The organism is Campylobacter canadensis, assembly GCF_013177655.1.
Classification (GTDB): Bacteria; Campylobacterota; Campylobacteria; order Campylobacterales; family Campylobacteraceae; genus Campylobacter_E; species Campylobacter_E canadensis.
Genome location: NZ_CP035946.1, coordinates 1,122,599 through 1,145,267 on the forward strand (window position 1 = coordinate 1,122,599; position 22,669 = coordinate 1,145,267).

The 22,669-nt window shown below is 26.2% G+C and carries 24 protein-coding genes; 6 read left to right on the plus strand and 18 right to left on the minus strand.

Going from position 1 to position 22,669, the window contains the following annotated elements:
- Positions 1–42: 42 nt before the first annotated feature.
- Positions 43–666, plus strand: coding sequence for an FAD-dependent thymidylate synthase (thyX, locus tag CCANL266_RS05350; RefSeq protein ID WP_172232471.1), 624 nt, complete (start codon positions 43–45; stop codon positions 664–666).
- A 17-nt stretch (positions 667–683) separates the two neighbouring features.
- On the opposite strand, the gene CCANL266_RS05355 is transcribed toward thyX, so the two are convergent.
- From CCANL266_RS05355 to CCANL266_RS05410, 12 genes are all read right to left on the minus strand, one after another.
- The gene (locus CCANL266_RS05355) at positions 684–1,373 is read right to left on the minus strand and encodes an energy transducer TonB (protein WP_172232474.1); all 690 of its coding nucleotides are present in this window, start codon (positions 1,371–1,373) and stop codon (positions 684–686) included.
- A gap of 37 nt (positions 1,374–1,410) precedes the next feature.
- Positions 1,411–1,782, minus strand: a complete 372-nt coding sequence (locus CCANL266_RS05360; RefSeq protein WP_172232477.1) for an ExbD/TolR family protein — start codon at positions 1,780–1,782, stop codon at positions 1,411–1,413.
- Positions 1,775–2,197, minus strand: a complete 423-nt coding sequence (gene exbB / locus CCANL266_RS05365; protein WP_172232480.1) for a TonB-system energizer ExbB — start codon at positions 2,195–2,197, stop codon at positions 1,775–1,777. Before exbB ends, CCANL266_RS05360 begins: the two co-directional genes overlap by 8 nt.
- A 9-nt stretch (positions 2,198–2,206) precedes the next feature.
- Positions 2,207–4,252, minus strand: coding sequence for a TonB-dependent receptor domain-containing protein (locus tag CCANL266_RS05370; protein ID WP_172232483.1), 2,046 nt, complete (start codon positions 4,250–4,252; stop codon positions 2,207–2,209).
- Between the two features lie 425 nt (positions 4,253–4,677).
- Positions 4,678–5,718, minus strand: coding sequence for an epoxyqueuosine reductase QueH (locus tag CCANL266_RS05375; RefSeq protein WP_172232486.1), 1,041 nt, complete (start codon positions 5,716–5,718; stop codon positions 4,678–4,680).
- Positions 5,719–6,432, minus strand: coding sequence for an ABC transporter substrate-binding protein (locus tag CCANL266_RS05380; RefSeq protein WP_172232489.1), 714 nt, complete (start codon positions 6,430–6,432; stop codon positions 5,719–5,721). It lies immediately after the preceding gene.
- A gap of 9 nt (positions 6,433–6,441) precedes the next feature.
- Positions 6,442–6,912, minus strand: coding sequence for a phosphatidylglycerophosphatase A family protein (locus tag CCANL266_RS05385; protein ID WP_172232492.1), 471 nt, complete (start codon positions 6,910–6,912; stop codon positions 6,442–6,444).
- Positions 6,912–7,379: a type II secretion system protein gene (locus CCANL266_RS05390; protein ID WP_172232495.1), complete on the minus strand. Its 468-nt coding sequence runs from the start codon at positions 7,377–7,379 to the stop codon at positions 6,912–6,914. The genes CCANL266_RS05385 and CCANL266_RS05390 overlap by 1 nt, the downstream gene beginning before the upstream one ends.
- Positions 7,379–7,885, minus strand: coding sequence for a prepilin-type N-terminal cleavage/methylation domain-containing protein (locus tag CCANL266_RS05395; RefSeq protein WP_172232498.1), 507 nt, complete (start codon positions 7,883–7,885; stop codon positions 7,379–7,381). The genes CCANL266_RS05390 and CCANL266_RS05395 overlap by 1 nt, the downstream gene beginning before the upstream one ends.
- Before the next feature lie 9 nt (positions 7,886–7,894).
- Entirely contained in the window at positions 7,895–8,338 is a 444-nt protein-coding gene (locus tag CCANL266_RS05400; protein ID WP_172232501.1) for a molybdopterin synthase catalytic subunit, read from the minus strand.
- A complete protein-coding gene (locus CCANL266_RS05405; RefSeq protein ID WP_172232504.1) occupies positions 8,338–8,559 on the minus strand; it encodes a MoaD/ThiS family protein in 222 nt (73 codons plus the stop codon). The genes CCANL266_RS05400 and CCANL266_RS05405 overlap by 1 nt, the downstream gene beginning before the upstream one ends.
- Positions 8,559–10,883 (minus strand): putative bifunctional diguanylate cyclase/phosphodiesterase, encoded by a 2,325-nt coding sequence (locus CCANL266_RS05410; protein ID WP_172232507.1) that lies wholly within the window; start codon positions 10,881–10,883, stop codon positions 8,559–8,561. The genes CCANL266_RS05405 and CCANL266_RS05410 overlap by 1 nt, the downstream gene beginning before the upstream one ends.
- Before the next feature lie 79 nt (positions 10,884–10,962).
- Here CCANL266_RS05410 and nspC point away from each other — a divergent pair, with 79 nt between their 5' ends.
- The 5 genes from nspC to selD all read left to right on the plus strand — a co-directional run bounded on the left by nspC (position 10,963) and on the right by selD (position 14,868).
- Positions 10,963–12,102 carry a carboxynorspermidine decarboxylase gene (gene nspC / locus CCANL266_RS05415; RefSeq protein ID WP_172232510.1) on the plus strand — a complete coding sequence of 380 codons (1,140 nt, stop codon included), beginning with the start codon at positions 10,963–10,965 and terminating at the stop codon, positions 12,100–12,102.
- Positions 12,102–12,992 (plus strand): formate dehydrogenase subunit gamma, encoded by an 891-nt coding sequence (locus CCANL266_RS05420; RefSeq protein ID WP_172232513.1) that lies wholly within the window; start codon positions 12,102–12,104, stop codon positions 12,990–12,992. Before nspC ends, CCANL266_RS05420 begins: the two co-directional genes overlap by 1 nt.
- Positions 12,973–13,191 carry a winged helix-turn-helix domain-containing protein gene (locus CCANL266_RS05425; protein WP_172232516.1) on the plus strand — a complete coding sequence of 73 codons (219 nt, stop codon included), beginning with the start codon at positions 12,973–12,975 and terminating at the stop codon, positions 13,189–13,191. The genes CCANL266_RS05420 and CCANL266_RS05425 overlap by 20 nt, the downstream gene beginning before the upstream one ends.
- 115 nt (positions 13,192–13,306) lie before the next feature.
- A complete protein-coding gene (gene yedF / locus CCANL266_RS05430) occupies positions 13,307–13,858 on the plus strand; it encodes a sulfurtransferase-like selenium metabolism protein YedF (protein WP_172232519.1) in 552 nt (183 codons plus the stop codon).
- 41 nt (positions 13,859–13,899) lie between these two features.
- Entirely contained in the window at positions 13,900–14,868 is a 969-nt protein-coding gene (gene selD / locus CCANL266_RS05435) for a selenide, water dikinase SelD (protein WP_224315898.1), read from the plus strand.
- A gap of 555 nt (positions 14,869–15,423) precedes the next feature.
- Here the strand turns inward: selD and CCANL266_RS05440 are convergent.
- The 6 genes from CCANL266_RS05440 to CCANL266_RS05465 form a co-directional block, all read right to left on the minus strand.
- The gene (locus tag CCANL266_RS05440; RefSeq protein ID WP_172232525.1) at positions 15,424–16,170 is read right to left on the minus strand and encodes a mechanosensitive ion channel family protein; all 747 of its coding nucleotides are present in this window, start codon (positions 16,168–16,170) and stop codon (positions 15,424–15,426) included.
- Between the two features lie 8 nt (positions 16,171–16,178).
- Entirely contained in the window at positions 16,179–17,870 is a 1,692-nt protein-coding gene (ilvD, locus tag CCANL266_RS05445; RefSeq protein ID WP_172232528.1) for a dihydroxy-acid dehydratase, read from the minus strand.
- Between the two features lie 61 nt (positions 17,871–17,931).
- Entirely contained in the window at positions 17,932–18,699 is a 768-nt protein-coding gene (locus tag CCANL266_RS05450; RefSeq protein WP_172232531.1) for a DUF3298 domain-containing protein, read from the minus strand.
- Between the two features lie 8 nt (positions 18,700–18,707).
- Positions 18,708–21,410 (minus strand): bifunctional diguanylate cyclase/phosphodiesterase, encoded by a 2,703-nt coding sequence (locus tag CCANL266_RS05455; RefSeq protein WP_172232534.1) that lies wholly within the window; start codon positions 21,408–21,410, stop codon positions 18,708–18,710.
- Positions 21,407–22,270, minus strand: a complete 864-nt coding sequence (locus tag CCANL266_RS05460) for a cytochrome-c peroxidase (RefSeq protein ID WP_172232537.1) — start codon at positions 22,268–22,270, stop codon at positions 21,407–21,409. Before CCANL266_RS05460 ends, CCANL266_RS05455 begins: the two co-directional genes overlap by 4 nt.
- A complete protein-coding gene (locus tag CCANL266_RS05465) occupies positions 22,267–22,620 on the minus strand; it encodes a Fur family transcriptional regulator (RefSeq protein ID WP_172232540.1) in 354 nt (117 codons plus the stop codon). Before CCANL266_RS05465 ends, CCANL266_RS05460 begins: the two co-directional genes overlap by 4 nt.
- Between the last annotated feature and the right edge of the window lie 49 nt (positions 22,621–22,669).

Genomic DNA, 22,669 nt, shown 5'->3' on the forward strand with positions numbered 1-22,669 from the left:
ATTTAATAAATATAATCTGCAAAATCAAATTAAAGGCAAATAATGAAAATTACACTTTTACACCATACACCACTTTTTGTTGTTTCACACGCTATAAGAACTTGTTGGCAAAGTTTTGCTAAGGGCGATAATGGCGGAGAAGTTGATTGTGAATTAATTGATAGAGTTGGTAATAAAAATAAACATTCAAGCACACTTGAGCATTTAAATTATAATTTTTACATTCAAGGAATTTCTCGTGCTTGCTTGCAAGAATTAGCTCGCCACAGACACGCATCTTTAAGTGTAAAAAGCACTCGCTACACGCTAAAAGAGCTTAAAAAAGAAGAAGAATTTAAAGAATTTGACTTTGCAAATGCACAAAGATATATTGTTTTAACAGGCAATCGTTTAGTTGATAATGCAAGTATTTTAGCTCTTGAAAAGCTTAGAATTATCTTAAATCAAGATAAAATGACCCAAGATATTGCAAAATATTCTTTACCAGAATGCTATAAAACAGAACTTACTTGGAGTATTAATGCAAGGGCTTTACAAAACTTTTTAAGCCTTAGAACTTCAGCAGCTGCCTTAGCTGAAATTCGCAACCTTGCCTTTGCAATATATGAAGCCCTACCAGATGAACATAAATTCATCTTTAAAGACTGTTTAAATGAAAGAAAATAAGCTTTTTATAATAAAGCTTATTTATTTAACGAGTAAGTAATAGGTACTACTAATCTTATACTGCGATTTTCTTTTCTTAGCTTATTTGAAGCTTGTTTTGCACTGCTTAATGCGGCATTGTCTAAGATGTCATAACCTGATGATTTAAGTATTTTTATTTCTTTAAATTCTGCATTTTTGTAAAGTATTTCTAGTATTACTTTGCCTTTAATTCTTTTTCTTCTTGCTTCTTTTGGATAATTTTTTTTAGCATTTGTGATTATTACTTTATTTAAATAAGCAATAAATTCATCTTCTTTAGCGTCCTTACTTAAAATTTGCTCTTGAGAATTTAAGCTTGGCTCTTTTGTTTTTTGCTCTACTTTTTTTTGCTCTTTTAATTCTTTATTTTTTTGTATTTTATTATGCTCTTTATGTTTTTTTATCTTTTTATGTTGCTTTTTTACTTTTTTTTCTTTATTTATACTTACTTTTTCTTCCTTAATTTCTTCTTTGATTTCTTCTTTGATTTCTTCCTTGATTTCTTCCTTGATTTCTTCCTTGATTTCTTCCTTGATTTCTTCTACTTTTTCTTCTACTTTTTCTTCTACTTTTTCTTCTACTTTTTCTTCTACTTCATTAGCATAAAGGCTTAGGCTAACTATAATTGGTGATTTTTTTTGAGAAAAATCTGTAATTTTTGCTTTATTAAATATAAAATAAAGCAAAATTATATGAAAACATAAGGATAAAATAAAGGCAATTTTATTTTTGTGTTGCAACAGCAAAATTATTAAACTCCATTTCTTTTAAAATATCAAGAACTATAATAAAATTATTAAATTGAGTATTTTTATCCGCTCGTAAAATTACGCTAATTTTTTTATCTTTTAAAGCCAATACATTCTTAAGCTCATCTTTATTTAATTCTTTTTTATCAATATAAATAAGCCCATTTTCATCAATATCAATAAAAAGTTTTTCTTTATCATCAATTGAGCTTGAATTATTAGAATTAGGTAAATTTAAAGGTATTTTCTTTTCAACAACAAAGGTGCTTATACATAAAATAATGCAAAGTAAAACAAGCATAATATCTATAAAAGGCACTAGGTTTAAACCATCGTTTTTACGCATTTTTTAACCTTAAATTGCTTTGTAAAACTTCTACTTTTCTAAGAAAAATATTGTATAAAATTAAAGTTGGAATAGCCACCAATAAGCCTAAGGCTGTCGCCTTTAACACTAAAGATAAACCAATGATAATTTCATTAACACTAAAATCTACACTATTTGCAATATCATAAAATGTAATCATAATTCCACAAACAGTACCCAAAAGCCCCACATAAGGGGCATTTTGATACACAATATAAAGACAAGTAAGATTTTTACTAAGCATCACTTGTGCGTGTTTTTCATCTTTAAATTCCATATTTTTTGCCTTTGCAAAAAATATAAATCTTTCAATACTAAACATAAGCACTAAAAAACTCATAAAAAACAAAACTGCAAAAACAGCTAAATCTAAATATTCTTTTAAAAATTGCATTATAATTCCTTAAAAGCTATATGCAAAACCAAATCTAATGTTTCTTCCTGCCTCATAATCAGTATTTGCTCCCATATTAGCTCCACGAGTTGTGTGAGAAACATATAATTTATTAAAGATATTATTTACACTTAAATTAAGTTCAAGATTTTTTACATAGCTTGGATAATATGCCAAATAAACATCACTTACACCAAAACCTGCTCTTTTACTTTTATCTTCAAGTGTTTTAGAGCTAAAGGCTAAAAGGTTGTATCCTAAAATAGTATCAAGATTTGCAAAATTGTATTCTAAGTTTAAAGTATATTTATCGCCCATATCAGTATAAGCTAAAACATCACCCTTTGCTAAGCTTGTGCTGCCATTTTTTGAACTTGTTTTAAATCCATCTTTATATTTTGTGTCTTGTTTGGTATAAGAAAAACTAGCACTAAAATCTTTATAAGCTAATTTTGCAAAAAGCTCCATTCCACTAATCTTTGCTCCACCTGTATTTTTTCTTACATAGGTTGTGCCGCTTGAACTTGCTAATTCTTTAATTAAATTTTTATAATCAGCATAAAAATATTTTGCTATTGCTTGGATATTTAAATCATCGTTTTCATAATTATACGATAAACCACCTTCATATAAAGACCCTGTTTCTGGCTTTAAATCATCACTTATTACGCTAGTTACTATTTGAGAAACTTTAAATACTTCTACAGGAGCAGGTCCTCTAAATGCTTTTTGATAACCCGCAAAAACATTTAAACCATTTGTAAAATCATATTCTAAAGCTAATGCAGGAGAAATATTGTTAAAGCTTTGTTTTTTTGCACCTGAATTATCAAGAGTATATTTATCAACTCTAAGACCTGGTGTTATATAAAAATTATTAATTTTTATTCTATCTTCTAAATAAGCTGAAAAATTACTTGTTTTATCCTTAGGGCTGTTTGGCATTGGAGTAAAACTTACATTTTGTTTTGAATTATCAATACTAAATTGCTTTATATTACTATTGTAACCTGTTGTTTTATAATATTCTACGCCGTATCTTAAAGTATTATTAATTTCATCGTTGCCTAAAATAGTTTTGTTATTTATATAAAAACCAAAGGTATTTACATTTGAATCTTTAATCGTACTAGGTTTTTTTAAATCAGCCAATAAAATATCTTCTTTAGTAAATTGATGAGATAAGGTATGCTTTGTATTATAAAATTTTAAATTAAAATCAATTATATCACTTGGATTATAAGCATAATTGAAAATAAGCGTTTTTCTTGGCGTGCTTTGAGATAATATTGCTGTATTATCTGTAATACCAAACTCACCTTTTAAAGGATATCTACCTTTATAATCTGTATTTTCATAAGATAATTTAACTTTATGCTCATCTTTTTCATAAGCTAATTTAATTAAAACATTAGTATCTTTTCCATCAGTGCCGCCTATTCTTTGATTATTTGCACTCTTGCCAAATTCATAAGAATTGTGCTTTGCATAAGCTAAAATACTAAAACCATGATGAGCACCTGCTAAAGCAAGTGAATTTTGCCATTCTTTGTTGTTTGTTGCGTAAGATGTTTTTACCTTACCACCTACTAAATTACCATCTTGCAATAAATCAATAGCATCAATAGTACTAAACGCAACACTTCCTCCTAAAGAACCAGAATTGTTAACAACACTTAAAACCCCAGTTCCAACATCAACTGCCTTTATCATATCTGCATCAATTATCAAATTAGCACTATGATGAAAAATATTACCCATTTGTCTTGCGCCATCAATTGTAATATTGATTGCCTTTTCATTTAAACCACGAATATGAATTTTTTGATTTAAATTACTAGTTCCACCCATATAAATACCAGGAATTTGCCTTAGTGCATTTCTTATATTTCCTGATGCTTTTTCACTAATATCAACATAATCAATGTTATTAGTTCCCAAAGAAGAACTTGTAACTGAAATATTATCTAATTCATATTTTTCTTCATTAACACTAAAAGAATTTGCTAGTGCTAGTGAAGTTGCAATAGATAAAAGTGTAATTTTTTTAAACATTTTATTCCTTTGTTATGATTTTAATAATAAAAACTAAAATTATAAAATTGAAATTAAAATAAAAAATTAATGATTTATAAATTTATAATTATTATCAAATTAAAGGCAAAATAATTTAAAATAAATCTAATAATAAAAATCTCTTTTAAGCAAATATCTACATATTTTAAATATTGCAAAATAATATTAAGTAATTACTATTTTACAACTTGTATAAAACTAAGCTATTTAATAATTTATAAATAAATTTAGATTAAATAATATAAAACTAGCCCTTACTAGCTATAAAAATAAATAAAATTAATCTTTTAAAATAAGGCTATTATTTACTTAAAAAATGCAAAAGCAACAAGTAAGTTTTCTAAAAATTATAAGAATAAATTAAATAATTTATAAATAAATATTAACTAAATTAGTACTAAAAATCAAAGCAAACAAAATTCAAAATCATCAAAAATAATACTTTTTGCAATAATTTCTAATTTTTTTGGAATTTGTTCTAAAATTATAATTGGGTTTAAAGAATAATCTCCAAATAAATGTTTTCTAAGCTCATTTTGCTTGTTTATACTAATTGCATTTTTACATAATTCATCAAAAGATTTTAAAGAAAAAAATCTATTAGCATAAGCAAAAGTTAGCACACAAAGCCCATCTTTATTACAGTAATTAACATCTTTATTTGTATCTAAACTAAGTGAAATTTTACTTGTAGTAAAATGAGAATAAAACAAAATAAAAGATTTAAAAAACTCATTTTTACAAAAAGTTTTTGCATAAAGCAAGCGATAATTTAAGATTTTTTTTCTAATAATCTCATTTTCATCTTTTAAAGATGAAAAAATTTGCAATCTTTGTTCTGCTGAAGATGGTAAGATTAAATCCTTGTAAATTGAAGTTGAAAGTTCTTTTATTAGTTCGTTTTCGCTCTTTTGTTTATTAAGCCCATAAATGCAACCACAATAATTTTGATGGTATAATTTATCTTTTTTTGCAAGTTCTAATTGTTTATTTATACCGCCGTTTTTTCTAAAATCAACACAAAAAAAATCTAAATTTTTACCTTTTAAGGCTTCTTGCATTGATAAATTTAATTGTTCTAAATCTTTTTTTGGGCTTGTAAGAAGGGTCGTTGTAAAAGTTTTCTCTCCTAACTTTACTGCTAAATTTGCACTAGATTCTAATCTAAAATCAAAACATTTTTGACATCTTTTACCTCTTTCAGGCTCGTTTTCATAACCTTTTACATAATTAATCCATTCATTATAATCATATTCACCCTTAATAAGCTCAATGCCAAGTTTATCACACGAGCGTTTTACATCAAAATACCTAAGTTCGTATTCACTTAAAGGGTGGATATTTGGGTCATAAAAATAGCCTATTAATCTTTCTTTAGGTAATAATTTTCTTAATTCCTGTAAAAAATAATGGCTATCTACACTGCAACAAATATGCACAAGCATTTATATTTTAATACCCCATTTGATAATTAATCTTTCTAAAGTGCCATCTTCTTTCATACTTTTTAATGCAATATTTATTTTTTCTATCAATTCTTTGTTATTTGTATCGCTTACATAACCTTGCACGCTCGCATCAATATATTCACAAAAAATTCCTAGCTCTTTGTGTTTTTCAATAAATCTTAAAGCAGAGTGCTTATCAAGTGCTAAAAAGTCAATTTTATTATTTTTTAGCGCTAAAATTCCTAAATTAATATCATTAAATGCCTTTACATTGCGTTTTAAATCCTTAAAATAATCATATTGAACACTTGAAAGCTCAGCACCTATTAAAGCATTTACTTTATCTGTGCAATTTGTGTTTAAGGTGTTTTCAACACTAGCACCTAAATAAAGCACTGCGTTTATACTATCTTTTACATTTTCGCTAAATAAAACACTTTTTTCTCTTTTTGCTGTTTTTTTCATAATAGAAGCTATAAAATCAATTTTTTTTGCCTTTAAAGCAGGGATTAAAGCATCAAAATCCATATAAATATATTTAACATCAACATTCATTCTTTTTGCAATCTCATTTACAACGTCAACATCAAAGCCCTTAAGTTCTCCATTTTCAATAAATTCATAAGGTGCATAATTTGGTGTAATACCAGCCTTTAAAACATCAGCAAAAAGCATAAAACTAAAAGATAAAATAGATAATATTTTTCCCATAAATCCTCCTTAAAATAAATTCATATTCTTTAGCAAACCTTGAAAAATCAAGCAAAGCATAGCCGCAAAAAAACCAGCCAATAAATCATCAAGCATTACACCTAAGCCGCCATTTATTTTTTTATCAACTTTACCTATTATGCTAGGCTTTGTTATATCAAAAAATCTAAATAAAATAAAAGCAAGAATAAAATGCCAAAAATGATTGTTGTAACTTAAACCAATAGCTAAAAATACACCACAAACTTCATCAATTACAATTTCTTTTGAGTCGTGAATTTTTACTATTTTTTCATAATTATCAATAATTTTTATGCTTATAAAAAAAATAATTAAGCTAAAAATAATTAAATAAAATTGATTTAAATAAAATAAAGTTAAATATGCAAAAGGTAAAGCAGCAATACTACCAACAGTACCACTTGCTTTTTTACTTAAACCACTATAAAAAAAAGTTAAATAAAGCTTGGTAAAAAACATTAAAAAACCACCGCATTATAAGCAAGTGGGTAATATATTGTATCATTTGTTTTTAGCGTAACAAAATTAGAACTGCCCTTTGCATCTCTTGCTGTTAATAAAGCTTCAATTGATTTTATAGCTAAAAATTTTTCGCAAAGTCCATTGGCTTTAATCCCTGCAACTTTTTTAATAATCATATAAGCATCACTCTTATCAACGCTAAATTCTAAACATTTTTCATTACCAACCATAAAGAATTTATCATCTTCTAATTTAACATTTGTCATTACTTTTATATCATTAAAATCTAATTTAGAAGTATAATAAAAGCCAACATCAGAAAGCAAAACTGGTAAATTACTAGCAGCGGTTGCGATTGCTGCATCATCTCTTGTTGCATTTAATTTAGGAATAGCAAAGGCTGCTAAAATTCCTAAAATTGTTATTACAAAAATAAGTTCAATCATACTAAAAGCTTTTTTCATTAAAACACCAATTTATTTGTATTTAAAGATATTTGCATTTTATTTGCATTATGCTCTATTTCAATCATTCTAGCCCTAGGCGAAGTATAAATATTTTTATTTTCATCACTAACATTTGTTTTATTTGATATCATATTTTTAACAATTCCTACATTAAAAAATTTATTACATAAATTATCTGTTTTTTTATTTATTTTTAAAATGGTTAAATAACCATCATCGCTGGTATTAAGTAAATCTAAACTAAAACAATCTTCACCACCTATTGAAAAAATATGTCCATTTTTTAAAGAAACATTACTCATCTTTGCAAAATCACTTGATACTTTTGAATGAATTGAATAATACAAACTTAAATCATTAATAATTTTATTCATATTATGTACTGCCTTTGTAATAAGCGCATTATCTCTAATTGATAAAACCTTTGGAACGGCAATACCTGATAATAAAGATATAATAACAATTACAAAAATTACTTCAATCAAACTAAAAGCTTTTTTCATAAGCAAATCCTAAGATAATATTCCTGCATTTTTTAACATAAAACTTCTATCTTTTGCATAAATTCTTTCATTATTAATTAAGTCATACTTCCAAATTGGAGCATTTTTTTTAAAATCTTCAATAAAATTAGGAAAAAGTTCTAAAGCGTTTTTTCTATGCGAACTAGCAATCGCAGCAAAATAAGAACTTTGCCCTATTAAAACATCTCCAATTGAATGAGCAAAAAATAGTTTTACATTCATATTTTCAACCTTCTTACACCATTCATTAAACCATTCTTTTAAAAGCGGCTCGTAAATATCAAAACTAAGTCCATTTATATTATCTTCTTTTCTAATAATACCGCTAAAACATACAAATGCTCCGTAATTTAATTTAGCAGCACTTGCACTAAATTTATTATACAAAAATTTATCATCTAAAGCACAATTAAATAATAAAAAATTTTCCATCATCCACCGCAAACTGGAGGTAAAATATTTACAATATCGCCGTCTTTTAAAGCACAATCAATACTGCTTATAAATTTATCATTAACCGCTATAGCACTTATTTTTAACCACTCATAAAGTTCTTTATCTTTACTTAAAACTTCTTTTAATTCAAACAAAGACTTAACTTCTACCTTTATACTATCTTTTTTAATTGGTCCTAAAAAATTTACTTCTACCATTACATAACCTTCTTTAAAAACTCTTCTTCAGGAACAGGTTTTGAAAAATAATAACCTTGATATTCATCACAACCTTGCTCTTGTAAAAATTGTAAGCTTTCTAAGTTTTCAACCCCTTCAGCTATTGATTTTTTGTTTAAAGATTTTACCAATTCTAAAATAAATCTAACTAATTGTTGAGATTTTTTATCTTTGTGAATATTTCTTATAAAACTTTTATCAATTTTTACAATATCAAAATCTAAGTCATTATCGTTTAAATAAGATAATGATGAGTATCCTTTACCAAAATCATCCATACTTAATCCAACTCTTAAGCCTTTAATCTGTTTAACAACTTCTTTATCGGTTAAATTTTCAATAGCAAAATTTTCAGTAATTTCAAATTCAATTAAGTTAGGGTCAATGCCTTTTAAATTTTCTTCAATAGTTGAAATGATTGTATCGCTTAATAACTGCTTAGAGCTTAAATTAATACTTAATTTTAAATTAAGCCCCATTTTAATCCATTTTTTTTGTGTTTCACAAGCCATTCTTATAATATCATTACCTAGCATAATAATAAGATTTGACCTTTCACAAATACCAATAAATTCATCAGGCATTACAATCTTATCGCCTCTTTTCCACCTAACTAAAGCTTCGGCTCCTACAACCTTTCCGCTTTTACAATCAATTTTTGGTTGATAATAAAGCACAAATTCTTTATTTTCAATACCCTTTCTAATGTCTTGCTGTAAATGTAAGTTTTGAGTTGTTAATTCTCCAATTGCTTTTGTATAACCAAAAACACAATTTTTATATTTAGCAAGTTTATTATTAATAGCTAAATCAGCTAAATGCACACAATTAATAATGTTTTCACTATCATCAGGATACACGCTATAACCAACCTTAGCACTAATTTTAAAAGGTTGATATTCAACATTGTTTGAATTTGATTTTATAATTATACTTCTTGCACTAAGGCATTTGTGATATTTTTGCGCAAGCTCATCTGCTTGAGTGTGTTTATTTATTTCTTCAACTAAAATAAATTCATCAGCGCCAATTCTAGCAATAGCAAAAAATCTATCATCAAGATGGCTAAATTCAAATTTATTATTTTTTATATAATATTGTGCTTCAAAATGCTCTTCATCTCCTATTGCAATATCCATACCAAGACAATATAATCTATAAGCAACAACTTTTAAAACCTCATCGCCAAACTCTCTGCCATACATACTATTTAGCGTTTTAAAACCTTCAATATTAAAAAAGCAAAAGACTAATTTATTATCATCTTTTACTGTATAATTTTTTAAACTCATATTTAAACTTAACATATTCATAAGTCTTGTAATTGGGTCAATAAAAGCCATTTTTTTAATATCATTATCTTTTTGCTTAACTTTTTTTAAGAATTTTAAAATACCTATGCTTAATTCCCTAAATTCTTGATATTTAAAATCACACTTAACTTGTTTATCGTCTAAAATAGATAAAAAATATTCAGAAGCATGAGAAATTTCTTGTTTTACCATATTTTTCTTAGTTAGGGCAAAAATTAACAAGAAAATAAAACTTATTCCTATTGATAAGAATATAAATGTTGCTTGAACTAAGAAATTTTTATATTTTGTATCTTTAGCTAATTCTAATGATTTTTCTAATTCTTTTATATTAATTTTATAGCTAAAACTTATCCAAAAATTTCTATTGTAACATTGCATTGAATCTTTTTGTGTATCGCAATAAAAATGCTCTGTATTGTTATAATTAAAATCCATTGGTAATTTTTCAACACTAAAATCACTAAGCGCATAATTATGTAAATTTTTAATGTTTTTTAGTGCAACATCAAAAGAAGCTGAAAGATACTTTTCATCACTTATACTAATTTTTAATAGTTTATTGTTTTCTAATTTAATATATCTTGCGTGGTGTAAATAATTTTTCTCAACCTCGCTAACTATGTTTAATTCTATAGGATAACCAACTGATGAAAATAAAAACTGCAAAGCATTTTCTTGATTGCTTTGCGAGTCTAAATAAGCATCAAGTAATAAATATAAATTATCAATAATCTCTTTTGCGCTGCCATTTAAATAAGCGTATTCTACTTGTAAATATTTATTAATATTAGTTACTTCTTCTTTTATGTATTTATTTAAACTTATATCTACTTGATTATTAAAATCTTCTTGTAATTTTTTTACATCTTCATTGTAATTAAATTTTGAAATTCCAAAACCTACTAAAAGCATAAATGATAGTATTAAAACAATATAAATTAATAACTCTTTTACCGATTTTTCTAAAATAGATACACTTTGTTTCATTCTTTTTATAATTTCCTATTATTTAAATAATGATTATAGTATAATAGCTTTCTTTAAATAAAAATAAAAAGGCATATTAATGTATTATAATTTAAAAACACCTTATTATATTTGCTATGAAAATAAGTTAAAAAAGAACTTAGAATTATTAAAATATATAAAAGATGAAAGCGGAGTAAAGATTTTACTTGCTTTAAAAGGCTTTGCTTTTACACAAGCACTTGATTTAGTCGCAAAATACCTTGATGGTGCAACCGCTAGCGGGCTTTGGGAAGCAAAATTATCAAAAGAATTTATAAATAAACAAACACACACTTATGCACCTGCTTTTAGCGAAGATGATTTAGAAGAAATTGTAAAAATAAGTGAGCATTTAGTAGTAAATAGTATAAATGAATTTAAAAAAGTTCAAAAATATAAACCTAAAAGCTTGGCAATAAGATGTAATTTAGAGCATTCTTTTGCACCAACTCAAGCTTATAATCCTTGTGCAAAATTTTCAAGACTTGGAATAAGAGCAAAAGATTTATTAAATAGCGATATAAAGCCTAATGGATTACATTTTCACGCTTTATGTGAAGAAAGTTTTGAAAGTCTAGAAAAAACTTTTTTAGTTTTTGAAGAAAATTTTTTAAAACCAATGCTTGAAAAATGCAATCTTGAATATATTAATTTAGGCGGAGGGCATCATATCACAAAGCAAGGTTATAATGTAAATGGATTAATAAATTTTATAAAAAATATTAAAGCTAAATATAATCTTGATGTTTATTTAGAACCAGGCGAAGCTATTGGCTGGGAATGCGGGGATTTAGTGGCTAGCGTGCTTGATATAGTAGATAATGAAAAAAAAATAGCAATATTAGATGTAAGTGCTGAAGCGCATATGCCTGATACTATTTTAATGCCTTATACTAGCAAGGTAGAAAATGCAACAATACTAGCAAGTAAAGATGAAATTTTTAATGTAAAAAGCACTGATACAAGCTATATTCTAGCAGCAAACACCTGTCTTGCTGGAGATGTGATGGGTGAATATAAATTTAATAAAAAACTACAAATTAATGATAAAATAATTTTCAAAGACCAAATTCACTACACAATAGTAAAAAATAATACCTTTAATGGAGTAAAACTGCCGAGTTTAGTTTTTGCTAAAGAAAACGGTGAATTATTGGTTAAAGAATTTGATTATTTTGATTATTCAAGGAGAAATTAATGAACAAAATAGCTTTTTTATTATTTACAACTTCGCTTTTTGCAAGTGATTTAACAACTAGCGGAAGAATTACAAATATCACTCAATACGAGCTTGGGCATTTATGGACAAGTATTAATCCTTATTTTGCACCACTAGCCTTAATTGCAATGATTGCTGTTCTTAGCGCATTTGCTTTGCATTATATGGTAATTGGCCCTAAAAAATTTAGCCACGATGGTAATAAAATCTATGCCTTTTCAATGTTTGAAAGAATTTTCCATTTAATTGCAGCTATTTCTTGGATAATATTAATTCCTACTGGGCTTATAATTATGAATGGTCATTTTTTTAATGGCGGACTTTTTGTAAGAACTGCTAAAAACCTGCACGGTATTGCTACTATACTTTTTTTAATTAGCATTTTACCTATGTTCTTTTGCTGGATAAAAAGAATGCTACCTGCAAGCTATGATATAAAATGGCTTATGATAGTTGGTGGATATTTAAGCAAGGTTAAAAAACCTGTACCTGCTGGTAAATTTAATTTTGGTCAAAAAATGTGGTATTACATTGCTGTATTTGGTGGTGCTATTATGATTATTACTGGTGCTTTTATGTTCTTTTTGGATTTTCAAAGCGATTTTGTACAAAAACTTTTAGGAATAAGCCATATAAATATTTTAAGACTAAGCGCAATCACTCATAATATTTTAGGAATACTATGCTTAGTAATGTTTTTAGTTCATTTATATATGGCTGTTTTTGCAATTAAAGGCTCAATTCACAGTATGATTACTGGTTATAAAGAAGAAGAAGAAGTATATATCTTACATTCAAAATGGTATCAAGAATTAAAAGATAAAAATCAAATTAAAGCAAGTTATGAATATGAAAAAAATCAAAATTAAAATCTGGATTGAAGATGATGAAAAAATCTTTGGTAAAGGTAATTACGAATTATTAAAAGCTATTGAAGAATGCGGCTCAATAAACCAAGCGGCAAAAAAATTAAATATGAGTTATAAAAAAGCTTGGCTTAAAAAAGAACAAACTCAAGACTTTTTAGGTGGAGAAATTTTTATAAGCAAAAAGGGGGTGCAAGTTTAGATAGTGGTACTAAACTAAGCCCTAGAGCTAAAGGCTTTTTAGATTTTTACACCGAACTTGAAAAAGAACTAGAAGAAAATGCAAATATAAAATTTAAGGAAAAAAAGGAGAATGAATGAAATTAGATTTTACAAATAAAGCCTGCCCTATTCCTGTAATAGAAAGCAAAAAAGCTTTAATGAATATGAATGAAAATGAAGAATTTATAATTATTGTTGATAATCAAGCTGCTAAAGAAAATATAACTAGATTGCTTAAAGAGTTAAAACAAGATTTTAAGCTTAACGACTTTACATTCACAGGCACAAAAAGTAATATTGTCTTAAGCAAAAATGAAAAAGAAGAAAATACAAAAGAATGTTTGTTTTTAAAAGCACAAAAGGTTGGAGATGGAGAGCTTGGATATATGCTTACAGTAGGCTTTTTGACCGCATTAAAAGAGAAAAAAATTGATAGAATTATCCTTGTAAATGATGCTATTTTTATGGCTTGTGATGAAAATCATCAGGCTTTTAATATTTTAAAAGAACTTGAATCTTTAGGTGTAGAAGTTTTATCTTGCGCAAACTGTCTTAATTATTTTTCACTAAGTCCTAAAATAGGAAGAAGCGCTAATGCTATGGAAATTGTTGAGTGCTTATTTTCATACAAGGTGCTTAGCTTATGAGGTTAATTAATAGCGTTAAATTCAATGGTTGAAGCACAAAAATAAATCAGGCTGATTTAAACAAGGTGCTATCAAAACAAGAATTTAACCCCTTTATTAAAAGCTCACAAAATAGCAACGAAGATGCTTATGTGATTGATTTGTCTGCTTTTATGCAAGATGATTTAAATAATTACAATTTAGTACTAAGTTGTGATTTTATAAGTCCAGTTTGCGATGATGCTTATATGTATGGAAAAATAGCAGCAGCAAATGCTTTAAGCGATATTTACGCTATGGGTGCAAGAGTGTTTTCTTGTATGAATTTAATATCTTTTAATGAAGAATTTAGCAACGATGTTTTAGCACAAATCATTCAAGGTTTAAACGATAAAAGTAAAGAAGCAAATGCAATTTTATCAGGTGGTCATAGTGTAAAAGGTAGTGATATTTTAGCAGGATTAAGCGTAAATGGTATTTGTAAAAAAGATAAACATTTAAGCAATAATAGTGCAAAATATAACGATGTTTTAATAGCTACAAAAAAGTTAGGTACAAGTACAAATATACTTGCAAATAAAGCTGATTTATTAAATGCACAAGATTTAAATTACACTTTAAATCAAATGCAACAATTAAATTCATTTTTGCCAAGTGTTAAAATAAATGCTTGTACTGATATTACCGGCTTTGGTTTAATTGGGCATTTAAGTGAGATGCTAAATGATGATATTAGCATTGAGCTTGATAGTTCTTCTTTAGAATTTTTACCATCTGTTATGGAATTTGCAAAAATAGGCTTAATTAGCGCTAATGCTTATTGCAACAAAGAACAAATATCTGTTAAGATTAAAAGCTTTATTGATGATGATATTTTACTTTACGCTCCTGAAACTAGCGGTGGGTTAATTTTTAGTGTAAATGAAAAAGATGTAAATAAATGCCTTGATGAATTAAATAAGGCTAATTTTAATGCCTTTGCCTTTGCTAAAATTAATAAAAAACAAGATTTTGATATTTTTATATACTAATAATTATTTTTGCTCTAATAATTAGAGCAAAAAAGCACATAAAAGCTTAATTAAATAAGTTTGATAGTAGTAAAATATAAATAAACGCTGCAAATAATTTTTAGCTTAATAAAATCAAAATGTAAATTACCTTTAAAAAGGAGTAAAAATAATAGAATTTAGTACTAAAACCAAGTAGTTTTTGCTAAAAAATGCTTTTTACTTAGACTCTAATATCCTAATTTATAGCTCAAAGGACTTTAATTTAAGCTCTTTTATATTTTAATGTATTTTATTTGTATATTATTTTTAAACATAAAAAAACAAAGTACATAAAGATTTATTTTAACTCTTTGTAGATTTTTAACTTAGCTCTTTTACTTATATTTTTACTTTTTAAATAGTAAATTTCTTCTTGGTTTAACAAGCTTATATTAATTTAAATAGTAGTTATTTAATACGAGTTTTTATTTTTAGCTAAATTGCTATTTATATTATATTGCTTATAATCTTTAAAGCACAATAAATACACTATTTTTATTGTGCTTTGTTTATTAGCTAAAATTATTTTTATTTTTATTTAAATACTTCTGATAATTCTTCTTGCAGTAAGGCAAAAGCTTGTAGGTATTCTTCATTTTTTACCCAGCAAATAATATCAATATCAAGGCTACTATCATTAAAAGAAGCAACATTAACTTGATAATTTTTATCTTTTAAAATCTGTTTATTTGCTTGCATAATTGCATCAATTTGACTTCTTTTATCAGCTAATTGGCTATGAGCAATGCTTTTTCTAATTTGAATTCTTCTTATTTTTTCTCTTGAATAATTTGTAATATTTTCATTAATAATTTTAGAATTTGGCATAATTACATTTACATTATCAACTGTTCTTAAAATTACACAATAAAGACTAATCTCTAAAACAACCCCATTTACACTAGCAATTGCTATTTCATCGCCAACTTTAAATGGGCGAAAAATTATAATAAGCACTCCAGCAGCAATATTAGAAAAAGACTGCTGAAAAGCAAAAGATATAGCAAGAGATGAAGCAGTAAATAAAGCAACAAAAGAAGTTGTGTTTATGCCTAAATTATTTAAAGCTGCAAGTATGCTTAAAATAATAAAAATCACCTTAAAAAGCTTTATTAAAAACGAACTAAGCGTTATATCAACCTTAGCCTTTACAAAGGCAATATTCATAATTTTTACACATATTTTCATTAAAATATATGCAATTATTAATATGCAAATTGAACCTAAAATTTTTACCCCATAATTAAGCACAGCAGTATTATTTAAAAAATCTTCTAACATTTATTTCCTTATTTTAAATTATCAACATCAAGCACAGCTCCATTACTTGCATTGCTAACTAATTTAGCATACATATTTAACCATCTTGAATTTATTTTTTTATTTATAGCTTTAAAATTAGCACGACGCTTAGCAAATTCTTCATCACTAATTAATAAATTAATAGTGCAATTTATTGTATCAATTTCTATTTCGTCGCCATCTTCTATTAAAGCTATTTCGCCACCTTCAGCAGCCTCAGGAGAACAATGTCCAACACTAAAACCACGAGTAGCTCCACTAAACCTTCCATCAGTAAGCAAAGCAACACAAGAACCTAAGCCACGACCCATAATAAGACTAGTTGGGCTTAACATCTCTTGCATACCAGGACCACCTTTTGGACCTTCATATCTAATTACAACACAATCACCTGCTTTTACCTTAGAAGAGCTAATTCCTTTAATCGCTTCTTCTTGAGAGTTAAAGCAAACACATTTACCACGAAAAATCTTTTCTCCTATTATTCCTGCAGTCTTAATCACAGCACCTTCTTTAGCGATATTGCCAAATAAAACACACAAGCCGCCACGATTTGAATAAGCATTATTAAGTTTTTTAATAGCCTTATCATCTGCATTTGAATTTTTAATTACATCAATTATTTTTTCACCTGTAATACTTAAAGTATCTTTGCTAAAAAAGATATTATCACTAACCTCATTCATAATAGCACTTATTCCGCCACTTTTATGTACATCTTGCATATGAGTTCCTGGTAATGATGGAGAAACCTTTGCAATATGTGGAGTAACTTGAGCTATTTCGTGAATTAATTTTAAGTTAATTTCATCTGCTTTTGCTTCTTTTGCTATTGCTAGAGTGTGTAAAATTGTATTTGTACTTCCACCCATAGCCATATCGCATACTAAGGCATTTTTAATACTTTTATTATTTACTATATTTCTTATTTTAAATTCATTACACAATTTTTCATCTTTAGCAATTTCACAAATTCTTTTTGCAGCTTTTATTAATAACTCTTTTCTTTCTTCACTTAAAGCTAAAGCAGTTCCGTTATTTTTTAAAGCAATTCCTAAACTTTCCATTAATGAATTCATAGAATTAGCAGTAAACATTCCACTACAGCTTCCTGCGCCTGGACAAGCTTTACATTCAATTTCTTTTAATTTTGTTTCATTAATCTTACCTACTTCAAATTCTCCAACCGCCTCAAAAGCAGTATTTAAATCAATATGGCTTCCATCTTCTAAAACTCCAGCAGCCATTGCTCCACCACTTACAAAAATAGTAGGCACATTTACTCTTAAAGCCCCCATTATCATACCAGGAGTAATCTTATCACAGTTTGGAATGCCAATCATTGCATCAAGCTTATGTGCATTCATAACCGTTTCAATACTATTTGCAATTAATTCACGACTAGGTAAAGAATAAAGCATACCATCATGACCCATCGCAATGCCATCATCAACACCAATACAGTTAAATTCAAATGGAATACAGCCATTTTTTCTAATTTCATCTTTTATAATTTTTGAATATTCATTTAAGAAAAAATGTCCTGGAATTATTTCAATAAAAGAATTGCAAACCCCAATAAATGGTTTAGCAAAATCTTCGTCTTTTAAACCAACTGCTCTTAACAAAGAACGAGAAGGCGCCTTTGTATAACCTTTTTTAATTTCATCACTTCTCATAAAGTCTCCTTTTTTAATTATATTTATTTTAAAATACGCCCCCTAAAAACTCTCCTTTCTTTTAATTTAAATATTCTTTTTTTAAATAATTTTTTATATAGTCTTTTTTTATAATTATTGCTATTAAACCTTTAAAATAAGGTTGAATTACATATGGATTATAAAGCAAAACTAAATAATCATCAATTAAAAAATAATTTTGGCTAATAAAAGAACTTTCACTAATATTATAAGCTTCGTTTGAGATTAAAGTTGAGTCATAAAAACTATCATTAATTTTTTTAATCACAAGATTACTAAAAGCTTGATAATCATCAAACAAATCTTGCAGTTGTAATTTTTGATTGTCTTTATAAGAAGAACAGTCTAAATCTTTTACACCGTGCGCTGCTCCATTATAATAATTATATGAACTATTGCAAAAACTATAATAATTTTGTTTATAATCTACTAAAATACTTGCTCTTTCGCAAATATCGCCTTCATTACATTCATAGTAAAAATCTAAATACTGATGATTTTTGGTGTAGTTATAATAAAATTTTTTAGAAACTTGCTTTTCTTGTATGTCAAAGTCTAACTTTTTAGATAATTTTTTGTATTTATTTATTTTAAATGACTTTTTAATATTCATTAAAATATTATATTTATCTTGGAAAAAGAACTGAAAAGAATTTTTAATAGCAATATCTTCATCTATGTGTATTTTTTTTACAACGCTAAAAACAGAACTATCATTAAAAAATATCTTTTCATTCTTATCTTCATAAAAATAAGATTTTGCAAATACAAAATAAGAGCAAAAGCATAATAAAATAATCTTTTTCATATTTAAATCTACTCGTTAAAATTAGCTTTTAAATAAGGAAATATCTCTTCTGCTTCTTTTGGTTCGCTTAAAACATAGCCTTGTGCTTTATTGATTTGTAGATTTCTTACAATTTCTAAAATCTCAGTATCACTTACAAATTCAGCAACAACTGCATAATTTTGTTTTTTAGCAAAATCTACAATTAATTTTAAAATATCAGCATTTTTGCTGTCTGTTTTAAGACCTTGAATAATACTTCCATCAATCTTTAAGTAATCAAAATTAACCTTTAACAAACGATAAAAATTTGAATATCCACTACCAAAATCATCAATTGCTATCTTAGAACCAAATCTTTTTATCTCACTTAAAAAGTATGCTATTTCATCGTACTTTTCAATACCTTCACTCTCTAAGATTTCAATACATAAATTCTGCGGTTTTGAACATTCTTTTAACTTACTTAAAAAATATTTACTTGTTTCAATATCTACGATATCTGAATTTGCCATATTTATTGAAAAACAAGCATTTGTTTGCTCAATTAATTCAAACGCCTTTGTCATAACTATTTTTTGAATTTCTTTATAATAACCTACTTTTTTTGCAATTTCTAAGAAATAATATGGAGATTTTACATTTCCGTCCTTATCTCTCATACGAACTAATATTTCATAATATTCTACAGGATAAGTAGAATTAGCAATACTATGTACTCCTTGACAAACAACAAAAAATCCGTTATTTGCAATAGCATAACGAATATCGTTTTCTACTTTTTGTTGATGAGCATATTTTTCTTCAATACCAAGTCTTTTATCTTTATCATAAATACAAAATGCAGCTCTTGTATTAATTGTTTCATAACTTGCTAAAATAGCTTGAGCTAAACGATTTATAACCTCAAACGAAGAAGAATAATCATCGCTATTATAATAGTTTGAATGTCTTGTAATATCACTATCGCTTGAAATACCAATGTTTAATTCAATATCACTTACTTTTTTATCATTATAAAAAGCTAAATCAAATTTTTGTTTTAATGGGATTTCATCTTGAATATGCTCTGATTTTATTTTTTGCTTATTAAAATGCCAAACGATTGAATATGCAATATTTATAGCTTGTTCTTTTGTCTCGCAAGCAATACAAAATTCATCAAGTTGTAAATGATAAAACTTAGTTTGTCCTAAACTTTCTTTAAATTCCGATTGAAAAATAGCATTTTTTAAAGATTGCACAAAACATCTAATAATATCATCAACAATTACAGTTGAATAATTTAATCTAATATCATTAAAATTATCAATCTTAATATATACAAATATCTTTTTTAAATCATTTTTACTATCTTCTTGCAATGCTCTTAAAGAAAGTAAGCCTGTAAGTTCATCTGTGGTTAATTTATTTTTTAAATTATTTGCTAAGTCTTTATAGGTTTTAATTTGAAAGATTTTTTTAGATACATCAACCTTGTTTATCAGGTCGTAATCAGTATCAATTTCTTTTTTAAATACACTAAAGAATTTTGTATCTCTATTTGTGTTAATATTATTTTCATTATAAAGTTCTATTTTATTATGACTTTCTTGTACTATTGAACCAAAATTAAATGTTTTTAAATCTTGCTTATCAAAAATACCTAAAGTATTTAACGAATCATAAAAATTATTTGCTTGCACCTTTCTTGATTGATAGCTTTGCTCTCCAACATTTACACCGTAAGCAAATGTTTCATTTACAAAACTAATATTGTAATCATCATTATGCTTTTTTACTAAAATTTGCTGAATTGGAGAAAATATAAAAGCTTTATATAAAACCCTTACAAGGTTTGAAATCTGCCAAGAATATCTATATAAAAACAATATACATAAAGCAAAAAGCATTAACACAATAGCTGCATTTACTGAGATTTCATTTTTATCATTATGTAAAGTGCTTATTTTTGTTTGTGTTTTTTGTAAAATTTCTTGTAATTGAGTGTTTATATCATCAAATTTTAAAATCTGCTCTCTTTGTTTTCTTAAATCTAATAAACTTTGCAATAAATTATAACCTTGTGAAAAAAAACTAAATAACTCTTCTTGATTTTCTAGTTCTTCATTTAACGACTTTATGCTTTTCACATTATCTTTTTGCTGAACTATTTTATTTTTTAATTCACTTTTTTTACCTTCAATACTTAATATTAATTGCTTTAACTTATTTTGAATATTTTTTATTTCATAACTTTGAACTTTATTATTAAAAACAAGCTCTAAAATATCTTTTTTATATGAACTTTTTATATCGCTATCATATAAGATATTAAAACTTTTATATTGACTAGCACTGTTTGCTAAAATACTATTAAAATCAACTATATAACCACCCAAAGTATTAAGAGAATTTATAAAAATCGCTTCTTTAGAACTGTCTAATAAATCAAAATATATAGCCTGTTTTATAATACTTCTTGTTTTTGAGTTTATATCTTCTGTTTGATAATTAATACTATCAAAATCAGTGTAAATTGTTGGTCTTTCAATATTAAATAACAATTCTTTATTTTCTAAAATCAATGATTTTATTGATTGAGAAAGGTTATTATAAGCATTTATTTTTTGTGTCTTATCTACAAATAAAAACAAGCACAATAAAAAAATACTAAACAATAAAACACTAATAAATTTTAATATTTTTAATGCAAAAATTTTAATTTCTAAATTCTTATATTCTATATTCATCTTTTATCCAAAATTTCTGGTCTTTGCCCTTCTAGGCTTTTTAAAAACGCTAGGATATTCTCCACCTCACTATCTTCTAATATAACTCCAACTTGACATACTGCCATTATTTTCACCATATCTTCAAGATTATTAAAAACCCCGCTATATCCATAAGGAGCACTTAAAGTAATATTCCTTAAAGTCGGTACTTTTACATTCTCAGGCAAAATATCGCATAATGGTGAAAATACTGTATTAATTTTAGCCTTAATATTAGTTCCAAAATTAAAACCACTATGACAGGTATTGCAGCCATAATATTTAAACAAGGCATAACCTATTTTTGCCTCATCGCTAATTGCTTTATCATCTCCTTTTAAATATTTATCAAAAGGAGCGTTTAATGTTACTAAAGCCTTTTCAAATTCTACTAAAGAATTTATAAAATTATCGTAATCAAGTTTAAATCCGTATGAAGAAAATAAATGAGTGTATTTATTATCATTAATAATATTATTTTCTATCCACTCTTTATCAACTCCCATATCTTCTTTTAAGGTTCTTATTATTTGCTCTTTTAAATTCCTTTGCGCACCATCTTTAAAAAATAAATAAGAATAAGCAGCATTTAAAACCGTAGGAGGATTTATTAAATTATCTTTATTTACTCCACTATCATTAGTGCCAGAGCCATCAATATCTAAATTATGGCAATAATTACAAGACATTTTACGAGAACTTATATTTGTATCAAAATATAATTTTTTCCCTATTTGCGCTAAGTTTTTATCATAAGGAATTGCCTCTAAAGCCTTTAAACGAAAATCACCACAATACATTAGTGATAAATTAAGAAAAATAAAAAATAAAATTCTCACTCTTCTTCCTCACATTCATCACAAACACCTTTTATTAATACTGAATTAATGTGTAAATTATCAATTTTAGGTAAATCAATACCCTTTGTGTGATGGCAAATATCGCATACAAAAAGAGCGTTTGAACCTGTATTGAGTTTATAATATCCCTTGCCGTTAATTTCAATTTTTAAAAGTAAATTATTACTTTCAAATAATTCTATATTACGATAAAAAGTAGTCTTATTCATCTTACTAGCAAAGTCATCGTAACATAAGGCATCTTTTGATTTAATAAACTCATCAATAATCAATAACCTTAAATCAGTAACATTAATCTTATATTTTTGTAAAAGTTTAACCGCATTCATAAGGCGAATAATAGCAAAAAAAGTTTAAAAAAAAATATTAATGCAACTA